Consider the following 23778-nt stretch of genomic DNA (forward strand, 5'->3'; position numbering starts at 1 on the left):
TACAATTTCAATTTTTTAAAAAGTAACCAGTTAACATTTGCGTTTGTTTAAAAATTCAAATGTATTTTAAAAAGTAATCAGACTCAACAAAAATCTAAAAAAAACACGTTGTCTTTGAGGATAAAAGCCATTTCAAGACAACGTGATATTATTTCAATTTATATTTCAGTAAGTGCATACTTTTCAATAACTTCAGTCAACTCAGGAAATTGTCGTTTCAAAGTTGATTGTTTAAACAATTCAAAGGTCTCAAACATAAAACCAGGATGACACATGCAACCTACTAACGCATAACCTTCTTCATCCTTGATGGAAGAAGCAAAAATCGTTCCTACAGGAACAACATGCTGTAACACATCTCCATCAGCAATGTTCGGTCCAATATGAACCGCTTCATATTGACCATCCGGGTAAATCATATGAACTGTCAACGTTTGACCTGCATGATAATACCAAATTTCATCTGCATCAATACGATGAAAATGCGAAATATTATCATCTGTTAACAAAAAGTAAATACTTGTATAATCTGCTCGAGATTGACGAGATTCTTTTGGTTCTCGCACAACTTCTTTAAAAAAACCGCCTTCTGGGTGAGGTGTTAAATCCAGTAATTGCACCCATTCGTTAGCTGAACGCATTTTAAGAATCCAAATCTACGTTATGATAAACGTTTTGTACATCTTCTAAGTCTTCTAATGCATCAATCAAACCTTCAAGTGTTGCTTTGTCTTCATCTGATAATTGAATGTCATTTTGAGGCAGCATTTCAAATTCAGCTACTTGGAAATCTTCTACTCCATCTTGACGTAAAGCATCTTGCACTTGAGCAAATTGGTCAGGCTCAGCATAAACAATTGTTAAGTTGCCGTCATCTACAACGTCACGTACATCTAAATCTTGTTCCATTAATACTTCTAAAATTTCATCTGCTGATTTGCCTTCAAATGCAAATGTAGCAGTATGATCGAACATGTATGAAACTGAACCAGATACGCCCATGTTCCCACCATTTTTACCAAATGCTGCACGGACATCAGAAGCTGTACGGTTAACATTATTTGTCAAAGCATCAACGATTAACATAGAACCATTAGGTCCAAATCCTTCATAACGCAAATTATCATAATTTTCATCATCTGAGCCCTTAGCTTTATCAATTGCACGATCAATAATATTTCTAGGTACATTATATGTTTTAGCACGCTCTAAAACTAAGCGTAAATTTTGATTCGATTCTGGATCAGGTTCACCTGATTTTGCGGCAACATATATTTCTTTACCGAATTTCGCATAAATACGACTTGTATTTTTATCTTTTTGGGCTTTTTTCTCTTTGATGTTATTCCATTTACGTCCCATACTTCCATCTCGCTTTCGCTCTCATTTTTTAACATCAACTATTATACATGATTTTCTGGCTAATATATAGGATTAACACACGAAATACCCGTTTAGTGAATATTTTCTTGTTTTTATATAAAAAAAGATAGCCGCTATTAGGCGGCTATCTTTTGCGGTATTATATCTTTCACTGTACTTTTATAGGAAAGTATTGATGCTTTCCGAGCTATTTTTCTAAATATTTTTCAATATCATCGAGCATAGCATTCAGTTTTTCTACGTTGCTTTCATTCATAAACAAATAAACTTTACGTTCGTCAGTATCAGATCTAACTTTGCTGACACGATCTTGATTCACTAATTTGCGAATAGATGCTAGCACTTTTGTACGGCTTAACTCAAATGAGTCAGTTGCAACCTTCAAAAATGGTTGCATCAGCATTTTTTCTTCAGTGCAATTATCGTGAATACAATTCAACACCATAAAATCATTCATGTTAATTTTGTATGATGTCTCTATGTAATTCATTAGATCCATATACTTCTTATATTCGTTTAATAACGATATCACTTTACTTTTTTTCAAAGTATACTCCTCCATATTTTATACAGATATAATACTTTAATTATGAATATTTAAAGCCAGAAAGTCTTTAATGTTTGCCCATATTCTTTATTCACTTTTTCCAAGTAACACACATTAAGTTGCGTAATCTTTATTATTTTGTTTAGATAATTATTCGCGTTACCTATTCTTTTTATAAATAGAGATGAGTTGTAATGAATTAAATTTAATGTTTATGCGCATTGCACCCTTTTGGAAGTTGTGTTCATCTACTTCAAACCTCGGGTTGTTTACGCTTTTAATTTTCCGCTTCAAATATTCTGACCAATTATACCTCTCTAATAATTTAGGAGATATAATTTCATTAATATTACCATATCTATAATCTGTAATTTCCCTCGTAACAAGATAATGTTTCCGTAATTGATTATTTTTAAAACCTATACTGAAAAGTTGGCTACCTTGGTTAGTTAAATACAATTCATTCTCTATCACACGCCAATCGTAAAGCATAATCGCAAAACGTTCCTCATCTTCTGTAATGACATAAGACTTTTCTTCATCAAAGTAGAACGTTTTAAAATCTGAAAGTTGTTGATACAAAAAATAAAGGGTGGTTTTCAAATTATTTTTATCATAAAGATACACTGTTTTACTATTCGGCTGCTGTATTAAATCCACACCTATCCCATACAATGTTCCATAAAATTGCATAAACATATACATCATTAATGGTGTACTGTCTAATAAACTTAAGTCATCATTTATCAGATTGCGGTTAGGCAGATTAATAAGAATATAACGACGTTCATCTAGATCCATTTCTTTCATTACTGTTTTTATTTCTGATAGTTCTGCAACTTGCTTAATTGGCAAGTTATCATATTCTTTTTCTAAATAAGGGTAATCCAACTTTTCATTATCAATAAAGTAATAGCAGAAATTAATGCGTTTTAATCGAGTTTCCAGTGTTTTAAATTCTTCAGGATTATTAAAAAGATTAGTAATATCAAGATTGAAGTCGATTTTAAAATCTAACTCTTGCACACGCAGCATCTGAACATATATCTCTTTTAAAGATTCATGTTGGAGACAGAAAGTAAATGATATATTCGGATTGGGCGATTTCAATGCGTTATATACAGGGTGATTTAAAAATCTTTCTGAATGCAATAAACCATTTTTTATACAATCTATATCTGATTTATCTTTGATAGTAAATGAGACACTCACTTGATAGTGATATATGGTATTTAACAACTGGAGCATTTCTTCGCTATCTAACTTACGGTAGATTTTTTCCAGACTAATATCTATTAACAACATTACCTCTTTATCAAAGTCAAATATGTCTCTATAACTTCTTTCAATCAATATCGCTTTTAATTCACTCATCTTATGAATGTGTATGACCATGATAAAAGGACGAGTGGGAGAAAAGCGAGGCTGCAAATCATCAATATATACAATATTTTCTTTTTCATCTCGCCAGTTGCGCAATTCTTCTGTGAGATACAGAATGTAAGATGTTATTTTCTTTTCGGATAGCGGGATATTATAATCTTTCAGAAGGTAATTCAGGTTTTTTTGGAATTTAGTAAGCTTACGATAAATATTAGGCGTCATTTCAAAGTATTGTTTGAATTTCTTTGTGTACAAACTTGAATGGCTGAAACCTACTCTTTCAGAAATGTAACTAATTGTATCATCAGTTGCATTCAAATATTCTAAAGATAAGCCAATTCTTAATGTTTCTACATACTTTTTAAATCCCACATTGAAAATTTCTTGGAATCGCGCAGATAGTGCGGTCTTAGAAGTAAAAAAGGTTTTCGATATTGAATCTAATGTCAATTTGGAATCAATATATTCTAAAATATCCTTATATTGATTATTGACCGAAGGTGTTAATTGAGAGGTAATGTAATTTCGATCCACTGCAGCTTCTTCAATTAAAACAGAACAGATTTTGGTAATTTGTTCTGTCAAGATTTCTTCAGTCAGTGTTTCTTTGAGATGATACATCATTAAAGTTGCGATACATTTCTTTATATCTTTTATTGAGTGAATGAGTTGCGTGTTGAACATATAGTTATAAAAGCTGAATCCATTTTCAATAAACCAATCACTTGCTATATAAAGTATCATGGTTGCTTCATTTTTATTAATTTGAAAAAGGTCATTATGATTAATGACATGTAATTGATCAGATAAGGTATACATTTGTGTGAAGTGTTGAATTTCTGCAGTAGAATCTGCAGGCCATAATAATAAAATTCCATCATAACATCTACTTTGTGGCAAACTGTCTGCCGTATATAATTCAATAATACTACTTCTCATAATATAACCTTTAAATAAAATAAGCTCTTTTTCTGTAAAATCATTGATAGTGTCTTTATTTTATTTCCTCTCCTATTAAATTATAAAGGATAAACCAACTCAAATTTAGCACAATTATTAATTAAAAACAAATTTTTAATAATAACCCAAATTTAATGCTGTTTAAAATCACATAATGTGTAATTGTATAGTGTAATTCAGAAATACAAAAATCAGTTGCTGATTACTTTATTAATATATATAGTAATCTAACAACTGATTTTTGTGAACATCATTATAATATTTTATTCATTAATCTCTAAATCGATTTGCTAAACTTAAAATATTAATGATGATATTTAGCAAGTTAACAAAGAGATTGAAGCCCATCTCACTAGGTTCAAACTGTCCCCTTTTCAAGCGATTAAAATCGTACAACGTATAAAGTAGAAATAATCCAACAGCTACAACATTAATAATTGTATAGAAAATAGGGTTTTGAATAAAAAAGCCGATTAATGATGCAATAATTAAAGCAATTAAAACGACAAATAAATACTTACCAATGCTTGAAGCATCTTGAATAAAGAAATAACCTATTACTCCAAATGCTATAAAAGCACCTACTGCCAGTGCAACGTTTTTATAAAAAATTTCTGGGCCTAAATTCTGCATATAAGTTGCAAATGAGGCATAGGCTAACAATCCAATTGCAATTGCATAAATATTACTGATAATAAACCCGAATCTTCTTGAACGGTTAATAAAAAGTGATATTAATATTAAAACTGTTAAGCCAATTGAAAGAGGTCTCCGCCATTCTAATGGCAAGTATTGGCCGAAATATGTGCCTACACCAAAAATAATCCAAAAGTACATAAAATAAAGCCATACTTTTGCATAAGCATGTGATCTCGACATTGTTTGTGAGTGCTGTGTCATAAGTAATAATACCTCCAATTCAATAAATGTTATTATATTTTGTATTACAATACCACATTCTCATGATGAATAATAACAATCAAAGCTCTCAACATAATATTACAATCATTACGATAATTCTTTCACATAATTTCAGAATATTCTATCGAACTTTGATATGACAGTATCTTAAGAACTGTTAATTTCTATAGCGATTTATTAAATAATATTACAAGAACATGACATTTACCACAGCAATGAATTTTTTTGCTAAGATGTGGAAGTAAAGAAATATTAAATTAAAATTTATCATTACATACAAAGCGATTTATATAAATATGATAATTTACATGCAAGGAGGAACCCCTTTTGAAAAAGTTAGCAGTTACATTTTCAGTTGCAACAGGTGCAGCATTAGCATTAACTCATCAAGATGCAGACGCTTCAACTCAACACACTGTACAATCAGGTGAATCTCTTTGGTCAATCGCTGATCAATATGGTGTTTCTGTAGACAGTATTAAACAAGATAACAACTTGAGTAATAATATGGTATTCCCAGGTCAAGTCATTACAGTAAATGGTAGCAGCCAACAAAGCTCAGAATCTAATTCAACTTCAAATACTACTAGCGGACAAGGCGGCGCAACGCATACTGTACAAGCTGGTGAGTCATTAGGCATTATCGCTGCACAATATGGCACTTCTGCTGAAGCTATTATGCAAGCAAACGGTTTGAATGGTAATCTAATTCATCCAGGTCAATCTTTAACAATTCCTGGTGCTTCTGGTAGCCAAGGCGGCGGACAAGGCGGCACACCTACTGCAACAGAAAACGGCACTACACCAACATTCAATGATCAAAACTTATACGATTGGGGTCAATGTACTTGGCATGCATTTAATCGTCGTGCTGAAACAGGTCAACCTATCAGCACTTATTGGTGGAACGCTGAAAATTGGGCAGACAATGCTCGAGCAGATGGTTTCACAGTAAATAATCAACCTTCAGCTGGTTCAATCTTACAAACATACGAAGGCCCAGTTGGCCATGTTGCTTACGTTGAACAAGTGAATGGCGATGGCAGCATTTTAATTTCTGAAATGAACTACAATACTGCTCCAGGTGAAGTAGGATATCGTACAATTCCTGCATCAATGGTTTCTAGTTACAATTATATCCACTAATCAGCACAAACTAAAAAGCTTCTTTCCATACCTATACAAAGGTGGAAAGAAGCTTTTTCTTATATTAAAAACGAGATTACACTTATACGTTTAACTCTTCATTTTCTTTCATTACTTCAATATGTTTTTCTCCCCAACCACATAGAGACGTCAAAATCGTATTTAAACTGCTTCCATATTCAGAGAGTTCATATTCTACTTTCGGAGGAACTTGCTGATAAACAATTCTATTAATAATTTGATCTTGTTCTAATTCACGTAATTGTTGTGTCAACATTTTCTGCGTAATATTGGGAATTGCACGTTTTAATTCTGACGTACGCATTGTTCCCTCATCTTTTAAATGACATAAAATCACCGGTTTCCACTTTCCGCCAATAACATCAATCGTTGCTTCTACACCAATGTTATACTCTTTCATTTCAAACCTCCTCCATATTCTATAGGCACTAAAAAGTACCTATAGTACTTTCGGGTGCCTACAGCACTTTAAAGTACGTACTTCCTTTCTATATCTACAGCTCATATAATAACACATATCAAGAAAAAAGAAAGGAACTATGTAATGAATAAAAACAAATTCGCAATTCTTGCTCTTGCTGTCTCAGCCTTCGCGATTGGGATGACTGAATTTATAAGTGTCGGTCTTCTCCCATTAATTAAAAATGCTTTCAATGTTACTCTGCCGCTAGCTGGTCTCACTGTTTCTATGTATGCGATTGGCGTTACAGTAGGCGCACCTGTATTGACCCCTTTAACTAATAAAATGAAAAGAAAACATTTACTCATAGGTATTATGTTGGTATTTATTATTGCCAATGCCTTAGCAGCATTCTCATTTTCATTCAGTATGCTGCTTGCGATGAGAATTTTATCAGCATTAATGCATGGTGTATTTATGTCTGTAGCAACAGCAATTGCGAGTGATTTAGTTACACCAGATAAACGTTCAAGCGCAATCGCAATGATGTTTACAGGTTTAACAGTAGCCACAATCACTGGTGTACCTTTTGGTACTTGGATTGGTCAACAATTCGGTTGGGAAATGTCATTTATTGCGATTAGTATCATCGGTTTATTAAGTCTCATTGCTAATATCATCTTTGTTCCAAACGACTTAACAGAATATGATCAAGCACCAATGTCTGAACAGCTTAAAGTTTTTAATAACAAACCATTATTAGCTGTTTACTTAATCACAGCCTTAGGCTATGGAGGTACATTTGTAGTTTATACCTACCTTACAACTCTGTTAACTAAATCACTTGGATACAGCGATCAAGCTGTTGTCATTATTTTAATTCTTTATGGCGTAATGGTAGCTATAGGCAATACTTTAGGCGGTAAGTTCACAAACCTCAACCCTACAAAAGCACTAGTATGGATTTTCTTAATTCAAGCTGTTGTTTTATTACTTGTAGGTGCAACAGTTCACTACCATATAGCTGGCTTAATTGCAATTTTACTCATGGGACTCTTCGCTTTCATGAATGTGCCAGGTTTGCAGCTTATCGTTGTACTATTCGCAGAAAAAGAAAATACCTCTACTGTCAACTTTGCTTCAAGTTTAAACATTTCTGCTTTTAATATCGGAATTACATTAGGCTCTGTAATTGGCGGTTTTGTTCTTGAACATTTTTCAATCATTTCCACACCGTATTTCGGATTCTTAATGGTTATTTTAGCAAGCGGAATGATGTATTTACTTCATAAAAAAGAAAGTACAGTATTAGTTGAAAGTTAATGATTGAACCAATAATCTGTTGCTTTGATAAGTAGAATAAAAAACAATAAATCAGAAAACATTTTGAAATTAAAAATATCAATACTACTAAACAAAAACTAGAAACAATATAAAATCTCTTAAACATGAAAGGTGATCAATTATGGAATACAAAACTTTTAACAATGAAAATAAAATGCCTCAATTAGGACTAGGAGTATTTAGAGTAGAAAATGATGATACTGCTAAAAATGCAGTAAAATATGCAATCGAAAATGGCTACAGAAGTATTGATGCTGCTCTTGTTTATGGTAACGAAGAAATGGTAGGACGTGGAATTCAAGAAGGAATCGAGGCTGCCGGCATCACACGTGAAGATTTATTTATTACTTCTAAATTATGGTTAGATGATTTCGGGCGTGAAAATGTTGCAAAAGGTTATGAAACTTCACTTAAAAATTTAGGATTAGATTATTTAGATTTATATCTTATTCACTGGCCTGGAACAGACAACAATTTAATGATTGATACTTGGAAAGGCATGGAAGACTTGTATAATGCTGGAAAAGTAAAAAATATCGGGGTCAGCAACTTTAACGTTGAACATTTGGAAACAATAAAAGCTCATTCTGAAATCCAACCTGTTATTAATCAAGTTGAGTTCCACCCTTACTTCTCACAAGAGACACTAAGAAATTACCTTAAAGAAGAAGGTATACAAATGCAATCATGGTCACCATTAATGAATGCCGAAATATTATCTGATCAAACCGTCAATGAGATTGCTAATGCAATCGGCAAGTCACCTGCACAAGTGGTTATCAGATGGAACATTGATAATGGAGTCATTACTATCCCTAAATCAGTTACACCTTCTCGTATTGAAGAAAATTTAAATGTATTTGATTTTTCGTTAACACCAGAACAAATTGATAAAATCTCATCTTTGAATCAAAATAAGCGCATAGGTCCAAACCCATCTGAATTCAATGGAGAAAATTAATGAATAAAGAAGAACGGCCGCAGCAAGTGCCTTGCTGCGGCCGTTCTTCTTTATATTAACTATATAAAAATATGCATTATCCAATAAGTAATCGCAGCTACAATAGCTGAAATCGGCAATGTAATCACCCATGTTACAATTATACGTTGCGCTGTATTCCATTTAACACCTTTAGCGCGGTTAGAAGCACCTACACCAAGGATTGATGAAGATACAACGTGTGTTGTAGATAATGGGAAATGTAACGATGACGCTACAAAAATTGTTAAAGCTGATGATAAGTCAGCTGCAGCACCATTGGCCGGGCGGATTTTCATAATGTTACCGCCCACTGTTTTGATGATTTTCCAACCACCAATTGCAGTACCGAGACCCATTGCAGTCGCACAAGCTACTTTAACCCACAAAGCTGGTTCAACGTTATTACCGTCTTGCAAATTAGCAACGATTAACGCTAATGTAATGATACCCATAGATTTTTGAGCATCATTTGTACCATGTGAGAATGACTGTAACGCTGCTGTGAAAATCTGGAATATTCTAAAGTTACGATTTGTTTTTGTTAAGTTTGCATTCTTAAAGAAAATCTTAATAATGGTATACATAATGTAACCAACACAGAATGCAATTAATGGTGAAACGATTAATACGATAATAATTTTAGTAAAGCCTTGGAAGTGCAATACCGTAAATGAACCTTGAGAAGCAACAGCTGCCCCTGCGATTGCACCGATTAAAGCATGTGAAGATGAACTTGGAATACCGAAGTACCAAGTTAATAAGTTCCAAAAAATAGCGGCAAAAATTGCTGCCAGCACAACAACAAGACCATTCTGTAATTTGAATGGATCTACGATGTCTTTAGTAATTGTTCCAGCTACACCTGTGAATGTAAGCGCACCGATAAAATTCATTATGGCTGCGAGAAAAATTGCGCGACGTGGCGTCAACGCTCTTGTTGACACTGCAGTGGCTACCGCATTGGCTGTATCATGGAAACCATTAATAAAGTCAAATATCAATGAAAAAATGACGATAGCTACAGTGATTATTAAAACATAGTCCATAGTTTATAACTCCTTAGCTATTTTTCATGATAATTGTTTCGAAATTGTTTGCTACAGCTTGGCATTTATCTGCAACGTCTTCTAAGCTTTCGTATATATCTTTAATTTTAATTAATGTAATCGGATCTGTTTCGCTGTTGAAGATATGTTTAATAGATTGTCTTAAAATACCATCACAGTTTGTTTCAAATTCTTTAATGTTGATAGAGTGAATGCGCATATGCGAAAGTTTCTTTTCAACTAATAAGCCAATTGCTAACTTCATTTCAGCAACAGCTTTTTGAATGTTGTCTACAAACTCAGCCATGTATTCATCTGAATATTCAATTGAATACATCTCAAACATAGCAGATGTTTCCTCCATAGCATCTAATACATCATCGATTGCGTTACATAAAGACAAAATATCTTCACGTTCAATTGGGGTAATAAAAGTTTGGTTTAAATCTGAAATCACTTGATGCATTAATTCGTCACCATGCGATTCATAAGTTTTAATATTATCAGAATAAGCTTTTAAATCTAAATGAGTATTGAAATCCATCTTACCGAACTCGATAGCAGCACGGTCTAGATTAAACACCATTTCCTCTAACTTAACCATAAACTTATCCTTTTTCTTATTAAACATTGAAAAATCCTCCATTTTCAGCGATTGAGACCAATCACATTCCGTAATTTGAAAATTCATTTTCTGTTATTCTTCAAAAATTTCTAATAAATAGTAAGAAACTTAAGTACATACCCTTGTATGCAAGCTTCAAACTAAATTTACCTTCCTAAAAAGAAAATAGCATAAAATTTACATCACTACAATTATATTTACAAAATCTTAACAATAGCGACATATGTTTTACATTTACCACCCTTTTTGTCTATAACGTGCTTTTACAATAGATGAAACATACGATTAATTAAAATGAAAGAACATCTGCGCGTTCTATTTTGTTATATCCTCAGATTCTCGCTTTTACACAAAAAAATACTAAAAGAACTAATAATTGAGTCCTCTTAGTATTTAGAATGCTAGATATGCTAGATAGATTGTCTTATTTTTCTTTTCATGTGGTTATACGCAATCATTGCAAAGCAAGCATATATAATTGTATAAAGAACCATCACCAAAATAACAGGAGAATGATCACTAGATACCATTAATTTCAAGAAAGCCCACGAAGCAAAATATGCATGCAATAATCCTACTACTAATGGTAAGCCGAAATTAAACACTACTTTAAGCATTAAACCTTTTCGCATATCTTCATGAGTAAAACCGAGTTTACGAAGAATCTTAAAGTTTTCCATTTCATCTTCAGTTTCATCCATTTGTTTAATATAGATAATACATCCGGCTGCAATTAAAAATGCTATACCTAAAAAGCTCGAAACAAATAAGAATACACTGCTGAAGCTTCGATATTGTTCTGCGATTTCTTTTTGTGTTGCATAATTAGAGCTAACTTGGTGCAGCAGTTTAGTAGCTTCGACTTCTTGATTCTTCTCTTTAAAAGTAAAACCATATTGGTTTACAAGATTATCTTTATCATATGTTGCTTTTTCTTTTATTAATTTATAATCTTCTTGGTTCAGAATTAATAATGAGCCACCTCGTAAAGTAACCAATGCAAATTTAATATCTAAATCTGATGGTTGTACTTTAATACGTACTAATGGATGATGATTTTTATCATCAAATTGAGCAAATGTATGCTCATTTATTCCTTCTACTGACAAGCCGGTACCGTAAGGTTGTACTAATTCACCTTTTCCTCTGGTAATATGTGCACCTTCAACATATTTCTCGCTTGTTATTTGAATACCCATTAAACTAGAATATTTCCCTTTATATATATTGTTTTTAATCCTAGGAAGATCTAGTAGCTGTTTATAATTTTCATGATATTGAATATTATGCTGGTCTAATAAAGTACGATATTGCTCTGCTTTTTGTTGTTTTTGAATTGTTGCATCATATGGTGCTGTTGAATTAATTTGATCATTTTCACTCTTAAGTGTGATTGCACTGAAACATAATACAGTGACAGTAATTGCTGAAATAACCGCAATAATCGTCAATGATAAAGCATTCTTTTTCATTCTGTGCATAATTGATGAAGTGAAAATAACATCATTAATATTCACATTTCCGTTTTTTCGGTTTTTTAATGTTTTAAAAAGCAATGAAACTGTACTACGGAAAAAGAAATAAGCTCCAACAATTGTTAAAAACAAAACCAGTAATGGAACAATGATAATAGCATACAGTTTAATATCTAAGGCTAATACATAACCTGCCGCAATCATGATCACACCGACGACACCAAATATTCTTTCTAACTTTGTAATTTTATTGTTTTTTACATCTGTTGCTTGTCGTGTTTTCATCAACTTTAAAATAGAACGTCTTTTAATAAAAATACTATTTTGAATAATTATCAGCACATAAGCCAAAAGGAGCATTAAAATCGTTGCGATAAACGCTTTAAAACTGAAAATTAAGTGTATACTTTCTTTAATCTTCATCAGTTTTACAAGAATTAATAATAAGAAACGTGAACCAAGTAAACCCCCAATAATACCGACAATTCCAGTCATTATAAAAATAACAAATTGTTCCAACATCAACATACGGATGATATTCGTTCTTGTTAATCCGATTAATTGATAAAGCCCTAGTTCGTTTACACGCTGTTTAATAAATAGCTGATTCACATACATCAAAAAAATGACAATAATAGTAAATAGAAAAATACTTCCGACCTCGGCACTTTCACGGATAATTTTAGCTGATGCCTCATTATTAATACTTTTGGTATACTTCAAAGTTACGAAACTGAAGTATAAAGCAATACTAAAAATCAGCGAAAAAAGATACAAACCGTAATGTCTTAAATTCTGCTTGAGATTTTTTAAAACAATATGCTTAAAAGTCATATTGAACACCGCCCAAGACGCTTTGCGCTTGAATAACTTCTTTATAAAATGACTGTTTATCTTGATTGCCTTGGTATAGTTCTGAATAAATTTGACCGTCTTTCAACATGATAATACGGTTAGAATAACTGGCTGCTGCAGGATCATGCGTAACCATTAATATTGTTGAATCAAAGCGTTCATTCATTGCTTTTAAGCGTCTTAATAAATCCTGAGCACTTTTTGAATCTAAAGCACCCGTTGGTTCATCTGCAAAAATAATAGAAGGACGCGTTATAAAAGCACGAGCTGCTGACACACGCTGCTTTTGTCCTCCTGAAATTTCAGATGGATATTTATTAGCTAGTTCTGAAATACCTAAAGCTTCAGTAACCTCATCAAAATACTTTTCCGCTTCTTGTTGTGGCAAATTTTGAATCGACAACGGTAACATAATATTTTCTTTTACCGATAGAGTATTCAATAAATTATAGTCTTGAAAAATAAATCCGATTTCACGCTTTCGCACTTCGGAAAGTTCTTTGTTCGTTAGTTCTTGCAGCTGATGGCCGTTTAACTCAACCGAACCTTGCGTAACATAGTCAATTGAACTTAACAAATTTAATAATGTCGTCTTTCCAGAACCAGAAGGCCCCATGATTGAGATGAATTCTCCTTTCTCAACTTTGAAAGACAAACCTTTCAGCACTTCTTGTGCAACATGTTTATTCCCAAATACTTTTGTGAGATTAGACACTGTAAGAATTGCCATTTCAATTCCACTCCTTTTAATCATTCATTTATATTTTCAGTTTACATATTTAAGCTAGGAGGGTCGTTTGATTGAGATAACAAAACATCCTTTTAAAGTGACAAAGTTGTCACTTCAGCTTCACGTTCAGTAATTTCATTTTGTTTTGGGAATATAATTGTAACTTTTGTTCCATGATTAACGATTGAATCAATTCTTACACTTAAACTGAGTGTATTTTTTATTTGATCTACAAGATAAAGACCAATTCCTGATGAAGTAGTTTCATTTCGGTACCCTGTAGAAGTAAAACCGCGTTCGTAAATACGCGGCAAATCTTTTGAAGATATACCGCGCCCTTTATCACTTATAGTTAAATTCACATAACCGTGATGCTCAAAAGCATGTATTATAATATCGTAGCCTTCCGGACTGTATTTAACCGCGTTTGAAATGAGTTGGCGTAATAACATCTTACACCATTTCATATCAGTAAAAACGCTATAATCTGCTTCAAAATCGATATCAAAGCCAATACCTTTCAACCGGCTGACATGACGCGTAATTTGTATTTCTTCTATTATCATGCGTTTCAAATCAACATTCTCAAAATACGTGTCTCGATTTTTGGAATCCAATCTGACTAAGTAGAGTTGATTATCTAACATTTCATTTAGTCTAGACCATTCAAATAACAATGCATTTTTGTTTTTTTTATCCTTTTCTTTTTCAATCAATAATTTCATCGCAGTTAATGGCGTTTTCATTTCATGTACGAAATGTGTAAGACTTTGTTCTTGCTCTTTTAAAGCAATTGCTTGTTCAGATACAATTTTTTTCTGGCGAACAATTTGTGTATATAAGTAATCGAGTATTTCTCTTTCCATTGGTGAATTAGCTAGTTCTTTATGTTTCAATTCTTCAACCTCACGCATTTCAAAAAGTTTCTTCAAAAAAGCAGTCTCTCGCAAGTATGCAAAAAGAGAAACAAAATGATAATCATGAGATTAACTAACACAAGATAAATTGCAGATTCTATCGATAAATCACGATCTAAATAACCAACCACTAACAGTACCACTTGCAAACCAAGCAGCAGCAATATCCAATATATACGTGATAATAAGAAACTAGATATTCGTTTAAGTAATGTCATTGGCTATATATCCTTTTCCAATGCGTGTTTCGATGGCTGCATCTAATCCAAAATCCGATAATTTCTTTCGTAAACGATTAATATTAACAGTTAAAGTATTATCACTGATAAATGCTTCATCATCCCACAATGCTGTTATAATTTCATCTCTGCTGACAATTTCATTGCGGTGTTTCAATAAAATTTCTAATATCAGCATTTCTGTTTTGGATATATAGATAACCTCTCCATCTCTTTCTAAAACACCTTTAGCTAAATCTACTTGGATGTTTCCCCAGGTCATTGTTCGCTTTTCTTCTAAATTAAATTGATAAACACGACGATACACAGCTTTCAATTTAGCAATCAATACATTGGTATAAAAAGGTTTTTGAATAAAGTCATCTGCACCTAATTCCATACTCATCACCTGATCCATAGGATTATCTCTTGCGGATAGAAAGAGTATTGGTACATTGGATTCATGTCGTATCTGACGACACCAATAAAACCCATCATATTTTGGTAATTCAACATCCATTATAATGATTTCAGGATTTTTCGTTTTGGCTTCTGATAATACATCATCAAAATTTTCTATACCTTCAACATGTAAATCCTAATGTTCTAATTCCTTTTTTAATTGTTCAAATAATGTTTTATCATCTTCTACTAGTAATATTTTCATTTTCTATCACCTTTTTGTTAATATTTCAGAGATGTTGCAGAATGATTTCATTTACATTTCAACATTTTTCTTCTAAACTAGAGATTGTGCTTTTCTTCAATTTTTTGTTTTTCTAAAATAATAGAGTAGAATTAAACTAAAATAATGATAAATATAATCGGTTAGGTTATACTCAGTGTAATACTACCTTATAAAATGGAGGGTGTCTATGGAACATTCTATTCGAGAAATAAGTATTAACGATGCAGATGACTATATCAAGTTGTTAAAAGATATCTATGATGAATCTGACTTTATGTTATATAGTCCTGGTGAATATGTCCCTTCTCTTTCAAGTGCCTTAAAAAACCTTGAACACTTCATCACTTCTCCATCTAATACCATTTATATTGCTGAAATTGACGGCATGTTAATTGGATTTGCTATTGTATCGTCACGCAAATATGAACGTACACAGCATGAGACACGTGTACGCATTGGTATTCGTGAACACTATCGCAGCAAAGGCGTTGGACAATCACTCTTAAATGCGGTAGATGCATGGGCTCTAAATCATAATATCAGACGTCTAGAAGCAGTTGTAGTGCCTCAAAATAAACATGCAGTTGAATTATTCAAATCTGCTGGTTATCAAATTGAAGGCGAAATGCGTGATAAACTCAAAATCGACAATCAATATTACAATGAATATGTGATGGCGAAATTACTACGATAAACCGAATAAATTTTTCATATCCTTGTCCATTTGTGGTGAATGGTACAAGGATTTTTTTCATTATCTATTTAAAAAATACCCAGACAAGTGTCCAGGTATTTATAGAAATCATTCAAATTTAAAACGGATTTAATTGAATAGGTTCGAATTGTTCATTTTGTTTTTTAATATTTGTCGAGCTAGTATTACGACTTAAGAAGTGCTGAACTGCAGCTAAATTTTCTTTAGATTCTGGTTTATCTAAATGAAATTGGTATTGATGGTGCAAATGATGAGAACCATCGAAGAAAAATGTATCTGTCGGTACATCATGTTGTTCTAAAACATCTGCAAATTCAGCGTTTTGGCTCGCAAATGGATCTGCGTCACCTACTGATAAAAAAGTAGGTGGATACTGATGTGTTACATGCTCTACTGTAGACATTTCAGATAAATTTTTGAATTCAGATTCCCAATGTGATGTTCCTGTATAACTGCGCATAAATAATTGAATTCGAGGAAATTCTGTTTTCTTAACTGTATTCATATTATAAAAACCGCCGAAGAATATTGCTGCACGTATGTTTTTGGGTTTGAATTGTTGTTTGAAATCCATAGAATCACGCAACGATTTATCCGTCTGTATTGCTGTATATTGACTGGATAATTGCGCCCCGGCTGAATCCCCGCCAAACACCACTTGTTTAAAGTCTATAGGTAATTCGTGCTGATTCTTTTTGATAAAAGAAACTGCTTGATCCATTTGAACTAGCGGTGTTGGATATTTATATTCTGGTGCAAGTGCATAATTGACATTCACTACAATATAACCTTGTTCTGCAATTTTAGATAATAACGGATTTTTATATTGTTTGTCTCCTGCAATAAACCCGCCGCCATGCATCCAAAAAATAACCGGTAATTTAACATCCTTATCCAACTCTGCCGGTGTAATAATATCTAACTGACTTTTAGGAAAAGTCTTTCCGTATGTAATATTATTAAAGACTTTCACATTTCGATTATTCAACTGTACTTTTTCTTTCATATCTTGTGTATGACGATAATCAAAGTACTTTTTTATACTGATACCCGCTGCAGTACAAAGAACGATAACTATGATTGTACTCCATATAAGCCAGCGTTTTTTGCGCTTGCTCATGCCACCAAGTCCTCTCTCTGTCGATTGTCGCATTTTATAATTTGCCTTTATTGTACTGTATATCAGTATACATCTCAAAGGCTGAACTTATAATATGTAAAAAAGCACAGCATTTTAAATGCTGTGCCTATTTTTAGAATTTCATTCAACTGCGTATTACAGTTAATTGACCTTTTAAATATTTTCAATGCTATATCTAGTAACTTAACACAATTGACTATTTACGCAATGTGCTCTTCATTTGCTTTCTTACGTTTAAAGTACTTAATTAATACTGCAGCAACGATTAACAATCCTACATAGCCCATTGCTGGATATAAGAAATTAATCAAGCTTGAGAATCCAACGAAGCTTAATCCATATGCAACAAGCATCATGATCACAATTAAAATATGATATTTTTTAGTGTAAGGTGTTGTAAATCTTGCAGCGAAAGAATAGAGCAACCCTAAAATTGTGTTATACATAACAGCCAGCATAACAATTGATAGTAAAATCGTAACAATCGGGTGAATACCATGTGCTAATGTAAGTGTCGGAATTGCTGCATCTTTAATTGCTGGATATTCTGTTTGCAATGCAAACGTAATCAAAGCAAGTAAGATTGTATAAACAACACCGCCGAACAAGGCTCCAGCACCTGATACTTTACGTCTACTAGCATCACCGCCGATTGCGACAATTGTACTAAAACCAACTGCAAATGCGAGTCCGCCGTAAATTGTACCTCTCCAAATACCTTTTATCGGATTAGCCTCAGGTACAACTGAGTTAATTTGAGAAATAGGTACTTGACCTTTTACTAAGTACACGCCAGCAATAATAATTACTAAAACTATTAAGAATGGTGTCACTACACCAAGTGCGCGTACTATTTTGTTGAAGTCCATTAATAATGTAATGTAAATTGCGATTACCATGATTAATGAACCTAACCAAGTTGGGATACCATAACTTTCATGGAATGCAGCGCCTGCCCCTGCAATCATTGTGACAGAAATTCCAAATAAGAAGAAGACGAGTATATAGTCGATGATTCGTCCAAATTGCTTACCAAAAATATATGAAAGTGTCGATTCATGGTTTTCAGCATCGAAAGCTGTCCCTATTTTTGCTACTTGTCTTCCGATGAATCCTAAAATTAATCCTGCTATTAAAACACCAATGTATGCATATAATCCATAATCTGTGAAAAATTGCATAACTTCTTGGCCTGTTGAAAAACCTGCGCCGACTACTACACCGACATAGGCAAAGCCAATTTTTACAGTTTCTTTATTAAACGTCATGATAACGTATAATACCTCCTCGTGTAATTAAAAACAATGCTTGCCAACGATTATACTTACTATCCATAGCGTTTTCTGTCTCTTTTTTTAAAGGTCATGAATTTTTCCATGAAAAGTATATAGTAACAATAAATCACTATATTGCGCAAACCGCGTTTCGCATATTTTGCAAATACAATTTTAAATTACCCTCTATTTAATCATATTACTCATTAATATTACTGAGGTTATCTATAAGTAAAACTTAAGGATATAAATAAATTGTATCTTTCCCATCAACCCACCCATAAAAAAAGAACACCTTGCTCAAGATGTTCTTTGATTGTGTTCATATTCATTTCACATGTTTGTTATTTTGCATCGCGATTTTGATTTAATTCATCAATGCTGACTACTACATTATCCATTCGTTTGGCTGTTTGTTTAAGAATATTACGAGCTACGTTATTGTTCGGATCCAATTTAAGGATTTGTTTAGAAATATCGAAAGCTTTTTTATCTGAAATAACAGGTTCAGGAATAGCGTGAAGTAATAACATTTGCAATAAGCTCTTCACTTCTTTGCCCTCAGTGAGTTTTATGGAAGATTCAGCATGGTAATACGCAGAATCAAGTGCGCCTTCGACTTCACTGAGTGGATAAACCAACAGTAAGAATGCTAAATCATGCAGTTCTGCAGTCTCGCCTTCTTTCATCATGTCTAAAATGCAAGTATAAAACATTACACTTTCGACATCGTGTGCACTTGAAATGTAAGCCTCTTCGAATTCCATAAAATCTGATTCGGACATTAATTGTTTTACTGATTCAAATTCGCCGTTTAAGACATGTCGCTTTATTAAATCTTGCATGGCAATGTCCTCCTATATTTGAACAGATTTTATTTGCAATTACTGTTATTCTATCACAATCTTTTGCAATTAACATTAATAACCTTGTGTGCATGCGATATATTTTAATTAAAAACTTTTTGTGCGATACATCAGGTATAAGAAATACGGTGCACCTATCAGTGCAACGACAATTCCTGCTGGAATACCAGAAGGTTGTAAGATGACTTGACCGACTGTATCAGAAAAGACTAATAGAAAAGCACCAATAAAAATTGCAAGCGGCATGAACAATTGATGTCTTGGTCCGACAATTGTTTTAGCAATGTGCGGCCCCATTAAACCAATAAAACTGATAGCACCACTTACTGCAACCGCTGCAGAAGATAAAGCAACGGCTGCAAATAAAATAATCATACGTTCTCGACGCACATTAATTCCTAAACCTTGGGCAATCTGCTCATTGGTATTCAAGATATTCAATGTATTTGCCTTAGTAAATAGAAATGGAATAATCACAATCAACCATGGTAATAAGGCGATGACAAAACTCCAGTCATCTCCCCAAATATTTCCGGCAAGCCAAGTTGCCATAAATTCTGATTGATCACGATCAAATTTAGACATTAATGTCAGAGAACCACCAGATAATGCCGCAGAAAGTCCTACACCCACAAGCACCATACTTGCTGGTGTAATTCCTTTTTCTTTAGTACAGCTGAAATAGAAAATAATAATCGCAGTTAGCATACCGCCGATAATACTAAGTAGCGGTAAAATATAAATAAAGTTATCTGCACTGACATGTCCTACTACTAAAAATAGCGCGATTAAAAAGCCGCTTCCTGCATTAATCCCTAAAATACCAGGTTCTGCAAGCGGGTTGTTGGTCACACTTTGCATCATCGCACCGCTCATACTCAAAGCAGCACCAGCTAATATCGTTATCAACATTCGAGGTAACCTGAAATCTAATAGAATCAGACTATCTGTGTATTCACCTTGTCCAAACAAAGTCTTGAAAAAAGTGCTGATTGACATATGATACTCCCCAGAAGTAACACTCCAAGCACATGCTGCGAAGAGTAATATAATAGAAATCGCCAAAGCAACGAGTTGCTTAATACGTAACTTATTATCAATCATATCGTACGTCCTCCTTTTCTAATCAAATAGATAAAGTAAGGCACACCGATAAACGATACAATTGCACCCACAGGCGCATCACCCAACATGCGCGCAACAGTATCCGCAAGCAATACTAAGAACCCGCCGAGTACTGCTGTTAATGGAATAACTTTGGCATAGTCTGTGCCGATTAAAAAGCGTACGATATGCGGCACAATCAATCCGACAAAGGCAATTTGTCCAACCATCGCTACTGCGATACCTGCTAAAAGCATCGTCAATACTAAACTGATTGTGCGAATCATTGTGACGTTTTGTCCTAATCCAGTCGCTAAACTTTCTCCTAGGTTAAGTATCGTCAACTGTTTACTTAAAAGTATGATTAAAATGACAGTCGCAATAATAATGGGCGCACTCCATTTTAATTGAATCCATGTTGTACCAGAAACACCGCCCATACTCCAAAAGTTAATATCTTGATTCAATTTGAAGAATAGTGCAATACCTTGACTAAGTGCAGTTAAGAAAGCGCTGACTGCAGCCCCCGCTAAAATAATGCGAATTGGATTGAACCCATCTTGGCGTGTGCGCCCCATTAAAAGAACAATCGTGCCTCCTAAAATAGCACCTATAAACCCAGCCAGCATTAGAATACTGAAATTAGCACTTGGATAAAATGCATAAGTCACAGCCAACATGAAGCTTGCACCTGCATTCAAACCAATCAAACTAGGGTCTGCTAATCCGTTTTTAGTCACACCTTGTACTACAGCACCTGCCACTGCAAGTGCCATACCGACTAATACCGCGCCTAAATCGCGCGGTATTCGGATTTCACTTATAATATTATGTTGTTCAATGTTTGGATTATAATGGAAGATTGCTTGGTAAATCGTAGATAAATGAATTCTCGCATCACCGTACAAAATAGATATCAACAACATAACGAAAAGTAAAAGACAAGATAAGATAAACGCAGATGTAAAATTAATTTGTTTTTGTTTTTTCTGCTTTTGTGTCATTTAACTTTCCTCACACTTTTGAGTAATGCTTACATAATAAGTCATATGTGACAAGCATCGGTTTGCCCGTACGCGGATCTGTGCTTAATTCAGCATCAATATTGAATACTTTTTCTAAAATTTCTTTTGTTAATACTTCTTGTGTTTCACCTGAAGAAACAATGTCTCCGCCTTTCATAGCAATCAAATGATCAGAAAAGCGAATAGCTTGGTTAATATCGTGCAATACCATCACAATCGTCGTACCATGTTCACGGTTCAACTCTTGTACGAGTTCCAAAATTTCTAACTGGTGGCTGATATCTAAATATGTTGTAGGTTCATCTAAGAAAATAATATCTGTTTTTTGTGCTAAAGCCATCGCAATCCAAACACGTTGTCTTTGACCGCCACTTAAATCATTAATTGCTCTATGCTTAAAGTCATACGTTCCAGTCACTTTTAAAGCCCAATCAATTTCTTCTTTATCCTCTGTACTCAAACGACCGAAGCCTTTTTGGTGTGGAAAACGTCCGTAAGATACCAATTCTCCAGCTGTTAACCCATCAGCTACATCTGGTGATTGAGGTAAAATAGCAATTTTCTTAGCAATTTCTTTTGTGGATTGCGTGTGAATATTTTTACCATCCAATAAAATTTTACCATTCTTTACAGAAAGCAAACGTGACAGCGCTTTTAATAGCGTCGATTTACCGCAACCGTTCGGTCCGATAATGGATGTCACTTTACCATCAGGAATTTCAACATCTAAATCACTAACAATAACATGTTCCCCATATCCGATTGTTACTTGTTGACCGTTTAAACGATTCATCAATTTCTTTCATCCTTCCATTTTGAAAACGTTTGAACCAGTCTTGAATTCAGATAACTTCTATAACTCTGACCCATTTCAAGACTTCCCCAAATTTCCTTTCATATCTTTAATCTTATTTATATCGTGAGATTGAATCATACTACGTTTAAATTCAATCTATTAACATTTATCTAAAGTACTTTATCAACTACAAAAATGTAATTGATAATCATTATCATAGAGTATATTATAACACCTCAACACACATTTTCCTAACAAATCCTTATTTTAAATATGAAAAAATCCGAGGTACACGCCCCCGGATTTATATTATTCATCTGCTAAAAATCCATTTCCATAGACATCACGCACATCATGAATCACTAAGAATGCATTTTCATCTAAACTGCGAATAAGTCGTTTCGCTTTAGATACTTGTGTTTTACTAATAACTACATATAAAATTTCTTTATCTTCTTTAGAATAATAACCGCGGCCGTCTATAATCGTTACCCCACGACCAACTTTCTCATCAATTACTTTAGCCACTTCATCGGGGCGGCTTGAAATAATTGTCATTGCTTTCTTTGTATTCAAACCTTCTATTACGAATTCCATCACTTTAGTACCGATGTATAACGAAATAATCGTTACTAAAATTTTATCCATCGGAATAACAGTAATTGAAATTGCAACTACAATTAAATCAAAAAATAACAAAGCGTATGACGTACTTACATCTAAATACTTATGCGCTAACCGAGCTAAAATTGTAGTTCCGGCAGTTGTTCCTCCAGCTAAGACAATGACACCGATACCAAGTCCAACACAAGAACCCCCAAAGACTGCATTCACCACAACATTTCCAGTTTCGATATGCCATGATTCCGTCAACCCCAAGAACACAGATATCAAAACAGTAGCTATAATTGTCAAAAACATACTGCGTTTACTTAAAAACTTATAACCGATTACAATTAAAATTGCATTCAACACAAAGTTTGTAATACCAGGTGATATGTGAAATGCATAATATAATACAATTGCGAGCCCTGTTACGCCGCCCTCGCCTAGTTTACCTGAAATAATGAAAGTATTGACGCCTGCCGAAAAAACAAACGATCCAAAAACAACTAGCGCAAGGTCACGCATTGTTTTTTTATTCAAAATGACCGCCCCCTTATAAAATTGTATATACAATTAAATGGTAGCATAACTCCCGTCATGCCTACAATAT

At 33.5% G+C, this 23778-nt stretch carries 21 protein-coding genes and 2 pseudogenes; 4 read left to right on the forward strand and 19 right to left on the reverse strand.

Translation table 11 applies throughout. The features are described 5' to 3' along the window. Positions 1–158: 158 nt before the first annotated feature. From A4G25_RS06095 to A4G25_RS06115, 5 genes are all read right to left on the reverse strand, one after another. Positions 159–641, reverse strand: coding sequence for a cupin domain-containing protein (locus A4G25_RS06095; protein ID WP_047132766.1), 483 nt, complete (start codon positions 639–641; stop codon positions 159–161). 1 nt (position 642) lies between these two features. Beyond that, the gene (locus A4G25_RS06100) at positions 643–1362 is read right to left on the reverse strand and encodes a YebC/PmpR family DNA-binding transcriptional regulator (protein ID WP_015899575.1); all 720 of its coding nucleotides are present in this window, start codon (positions 1360–1362) and stop codon (positions 643–645) included. Positions 1363–1570: 208 nt separating this feature from the next. Further along, positions 1571–1930, reverse strand: a complete 360-nt coding sequence (locus A4G25_RS06105; protein ID WP_174531719.1) for a transcriptional regulator, SarA/Rot family — start codon at positions 1928–1930, stop codon at positions 1571–1573. A gap of 159 nt (positions 1931–2089) precedes the next feature. Continuing rightward, the gene (locus A4G25_RS06110) at positions 2090–4252 is read right to left on the reverse strand and encodes a helix-turn-helix transcriptional regulator (RefSeq protein WP_047132768.1); all 2163 of its coding nucleotides are present in this window, start codon (positions 4250–4252) and stop codon (positions 2090–2092) included. Positions 4253–4543: 291 nt separating this feature from the next. Continuing rightward, on the reverse strand, positions 4544–5173 hold the full coding sequence (locus tag A4G25_RS06115) for a Bax inhibitor-1/YccA family protein (RefSeq protein ID WP_047132769.1): 630 nt from the start codon (positions 5171–5173) through the stop codon (positions 4544–4546). A gap of 348 nt (positions 5174–5521) precedes the next feature. On the opposite strand from A4G25_RS06115, the gene A4G25_RS06120 reads away from it, so the two are divergent. After that, positions 5522–6340 carry a CHAP domain-containing protein gene (locus tag A4G25_RS06120; RefSeq protein ID WP_047132770.1) on the forward strand — a complete coding sequence of 273 codons (819 nt, stop codon included), beginning with the start codon at positions 5522–5524 and terminating at the stop codon, positions 6338–6340. Between the two features lie 82 nt (positions 6341–6422). Here A4G25_RS06120 and A4G25_RS06125 read toward each other — a convergent pair whose 3' ends face one another. Then, on the reverse strand, positions 6423–6761 hold the full coding sequence (locus tag A4G25_RS06125; protein WP_047132771.1) for a winged helix-turn-helix transcriptional regulator: 339 nt from the start codon (positions 6759–6761) through the stop codon (positions 6423–6425). A 144-nt stretch (positions 6762–6905) separates the two neighbouring features. Between A4G25_RS06125 and A4G25_RS06130 the strand changes: the two genes are divergently transcribed. Beyond that, positions 6906–8084, forward strand: coding sequence for an MFS transporter (locus A4G25_RS06130; protein WP_047132772.1), 1179 nt, complete (start codon positions 6906–6908; stop codon positions 8082–8084). Between the two features lie 142 nt (positions 8085–8226). After that, complete coding sequence (locus A4G25_RS06135) at positions 8227–9066, forward strand: aldo/keto reductase (protein WP_047132773.1); 840 nt, start codon at positions 8227–8229, stop codon at positions 9064–9066. A 59-nt stretch (positions 9067–9125) separates the two neighbouring features. Here the strand turns inward: A4G25_RS06135 and A4G25_RS06140 are convergent, their stop codons facing one another. From A4G25_RS06140 to A4G25_RS06165, 6 genes and pseudogenes are all read right to left on the reverse strand, one after another. Then, positions 9126–10133 (reverse strand): inorganic phosphate transporter, encoded by a 1008-nt coding sequence (locus A4G25_RS06140; protein ID WP_047130879.1) that lies wholly within the window; start codon positions 10131–10133, stop codon positions 9126–9128. Positions 10134–10146: 13 nt separating this feature from the next. Then, a complete protein-coding gene (locus A4G25_RS06145; RefSeq protein WP_015899564.1) occupies positions 10147–10764 on the reverse strand; it encodes a DUF47 domain-containing protein in 618 nt (205 codons plus the stop codon). 404 nt (positions 10765–11168) lie between these two features. Next, entirely contained in the window at positions 11169–13067 is a 1899-nt protein-coding gene (locus tag A4G25_RS06150; protein WP_047130880.1) for an FtsX-like permease family protein, read from the reverse strand. Beyond that, a complete protein-coding gene (locus A4G25_RS06155; protein WP_047130881.1) occupies positions 13057–13818 on the reverse strand; it encodes an ABC transporter ATP-binding protein in 762 nt (253 codons plus the stop codon). Before A4G25_RS06155 ends, A4G25_RS06150 begins: the two co-directional genes overlap by 11 nt. Before the next feature lie 92 nt (positions 13819–13910). Beyond that, positions 13911–14953, reverse strand: a pseudogene (locus A4G25_RS06160) (sensor histidine kinase). Beyond that, positions 14940–15620 (reverse strand): annotated as a pseudogene (locus tag A4G25_RS06165) (response regulator). Before A4G25_RS06165 ends, A4G25_RS06160 begins: the two co-directional pseudogenes overlap by 14 nt. Before the next feature lie 208 nt (positions 15621–15828). On the opposite strand from A4G25_RS06165, the gene A4G25_RS06170 reads away from it, so the two are divergent. Next, entirely contained in the window at positions 15829–16335 is a 507-nt protein-coding gene (locus A4G25_RS06170; protein WP_047130883.1) for a GNAT family N-acetyltransferase, read from the forward strand. A gap of 118 nt (positions 16336–16453) precedes the next feature. On the opposite strand, the gene A4G25_RS06175 is transcribed toward A4G25_RS06170, so the two are convergent. From A4G25_RS06175 to A4G25_RS06205, 7 genes are all read right to left on the reverse strand, one after another. Next, on the reverse strand, positions 16454–17476 hold the full coding sequence (locus A4G25_RS06175) for an alpha/beta hydrolase (protein WP_047130884.1): 1023 nt from the start codon (positions 17474–17476) through the stop codon (positions 16454–16456). 221 nt (positions 17477–17697) lie between these two features. Beyond that, the gene (locus A4G25_RS06180) at positions 17698–18765 is read right to left on the reverse strand and encodes a YkvI family membrane protein (protein WP_047130885.1); all 1068 of its coding nucleotides are present in this window, start codon (positions 18763–18765) and stop codon (positions 17698–17700) included. A 350-nt stretch (positions 18766–19115) separates the two neighbouring features. Continuing rightward, entirely contained in the window at positions 19116–19616 is a 501-nt protein-coding gene (locus A4G25_RS06185) for a hypothetical protein (RefSeq protein WP_046100190.1), read from the reverse strand. Between the two features lie 108 nt (positions 19617–19724). Further along, on the reverse strand, positions 19725–20741 hold the full coding sequence (locus tag A4G25_RS06190) for a FecCD family ABC transporter permease (protein WP_047130886.1): 1017 nt from the start codon (positions 20739–20741) through the stop codon (positions 19725–19727). Next, positions 20738–21745: a FecCD family ABC transporter permease gene (locus A4G25_RS06195; RefSeq protein ID WP_047130887.1), complete on the reverse strand. Its 1008-nt coding sequence runs from the start codon at positions 21743–21745 to the stop codon at positions 20738–20740. Before A4G25_RS06195 ends, A4G25_RS06190 begins: the two co-directional genes overlap by 4 nt. A 10-nt stretch (positions 21746–21755) precedes the next feature. Next, positions 21756–22559 carry an ABC transporter ATP-binding protein gene (locus A4G25_RS06200; protein WP_047130888.1) on the reverse strand — a complete coding sequence of 268 codons (804 nt, stop codon included), beginning with the start codon at positions 22557–22559 and terminating at the stop codon, positions 21756–21758. Between the two features lie 312 nt (positions 22560–22871). After that, a complete protein-coding gene (locus tag A4G25_RS06205) occupies positions 22872–23693 on the reverse strand; it encodes a YitT family protein (protein WP_047130899.1) in 822 nt (273 codons plus the stop codon). Between the last annotated feature and the right edge of the window lie 85 nt (positions 23694–23778).

Source organism: Staphylococcus condimenti (assembly GCF_001618885.1).
GTDB classification, from domain to species: domain Bacteria; phylum Bacillota; class Bacilli; order Staphylococcales; family Staphylococcaceae; genus Staphylococcus; species Staphylococcus condimenti.

Bases quoted from the DNA above. Each gene is read 5' to 3' on its own strand.
- A4G25_RS06095 (WP_047132766.1), bottom strand. From the start codon at position 641: ATGCGTTCAGCTAACGAATGGGTGCAATTACTGGATTTAACACCTCAC.
- A4G25_RS06100 (WP_015899575.1), bottom strand. From the start codon at position 1,362: ATGGGACGTAAATGGAATAACATCAAAGAGAAAAAAGCCCAAAAAGAT.
- A4G25_RS06110 (WP_047132768.1), bottom strand. From the start codon at position 4,252: ATGAGAAGTAGTATTATTGAATTATATACGGCAGACAGTTTGCCACAA.
- A4G25_RS06115 (WP_047132769.1), bottom strand. From the start codon at position 5,173: ATGACACAGCACTCACAAACAATGTCGAGATCACATGCTTATGCAAAA.
- A4G25_RS06125 (WP_047132771.1), bottom strand. From the start codon at position 6,761: ATGAAAGAGTATAACATTGGTGTAGAAGCAACGATTGATGTTATTGGC.
- A4G25_RS06130 (WP_047132772.1), top strand. From the start codon at position 6,906: ATGAATAAAAACAAATTCGCAATTCTTGCTCTTGCTGTCTCAGCCTTC.
- A4G25_RS06135 (WP_047132773.1), top strand. From the start codon at position 8,227: ATGGAATACAAAACTTTTAACAATGAAAATAAAATGCCTCAATTAGGA.
- A4G25_RS06140 (WP_047130879.1), bottom strand. From the start codon at position 10,133: ATGGACTATGTTTTAATAATCACTGTAGCTATCGTCATTTTTTCATTG.
- A4G25_RS06145 (WP_015899564.1), bottom strand. From the start codon at position 10,764: ATGTTTAATAAGAAAAAGGATAAGTTTATGGTTAAGTTAGAGGAAATG.
- A4G25_RS06150 (WP_047130880.1), bottom strand. From the start codon at position 13,067: ATGACTTTTAAGCATATTGTTTTAAAAAATCTCAAGCAGAATTTAAGA.
- A4G25_RS06155 (WP_047130881.1), bottom strand. From the start codon at position 13,818: ATGGCAATTCTTACAGTGTCTAATCTCACAAAAGTATTTGGGAATAAA.
- A4G25_RS06170 (WP_047130883.1), top strand. From the start codon at position 15,829: ATGGAACATTCTATTCGAGAAATAAGTATTAACGATGCAGATGACTAT.
- A4G25_RS06175 (WP_047130884.1), bottom strand. From the start codon at position 17,476: ATGAGCAAGCGCAAAAAACGCTGGCTTATATGGAGTACAATCATAGTT.
- A4G25_RS06180 (WP_047130885.1), bottom strand. From the start codon at position 18,765: ATGACGTTTAATAAAGAAACTGTAAAAATTGGCTTTGCCTATGTCGGT.
- A4G25_RS06185 (WP_046100190.1), bottom strand. From the start codon at position 19,616: ATGCAAGATTTAATAAAGCGACATGTCTTAAACGGCGAATTTGAATCA.
- A4G25_RS06190 (WP_047130886.1), bottom strand. From the start codon at position 20,741: ATGATTGATAATAAGTTACGTATTAAGCAACTCGTTGCTTTGGCGATT.
- A4G25_RS06195 (WP_047130887.1), bottom strand. From the start codon at position 21,745: ATGACACAAAAGCAGAAAAAACAAAAACAAATTAATTTTACATCTGCG.
- A4G25_RS06200 (WP_047130888.1), bottom strand. From the start codon at position 22,559: ATGAATCGTTTAAACGGTCAACAAGTAACAATCGGATATGGGGAACAT.
- A4G25_RS06205 (WP_047130899.1), bottom strand. From the start codon at position 23,693: ATGCGTGACCTTGCGCTAGTTGTTTTTGGATCGTTTGTTTTTTCGGCA.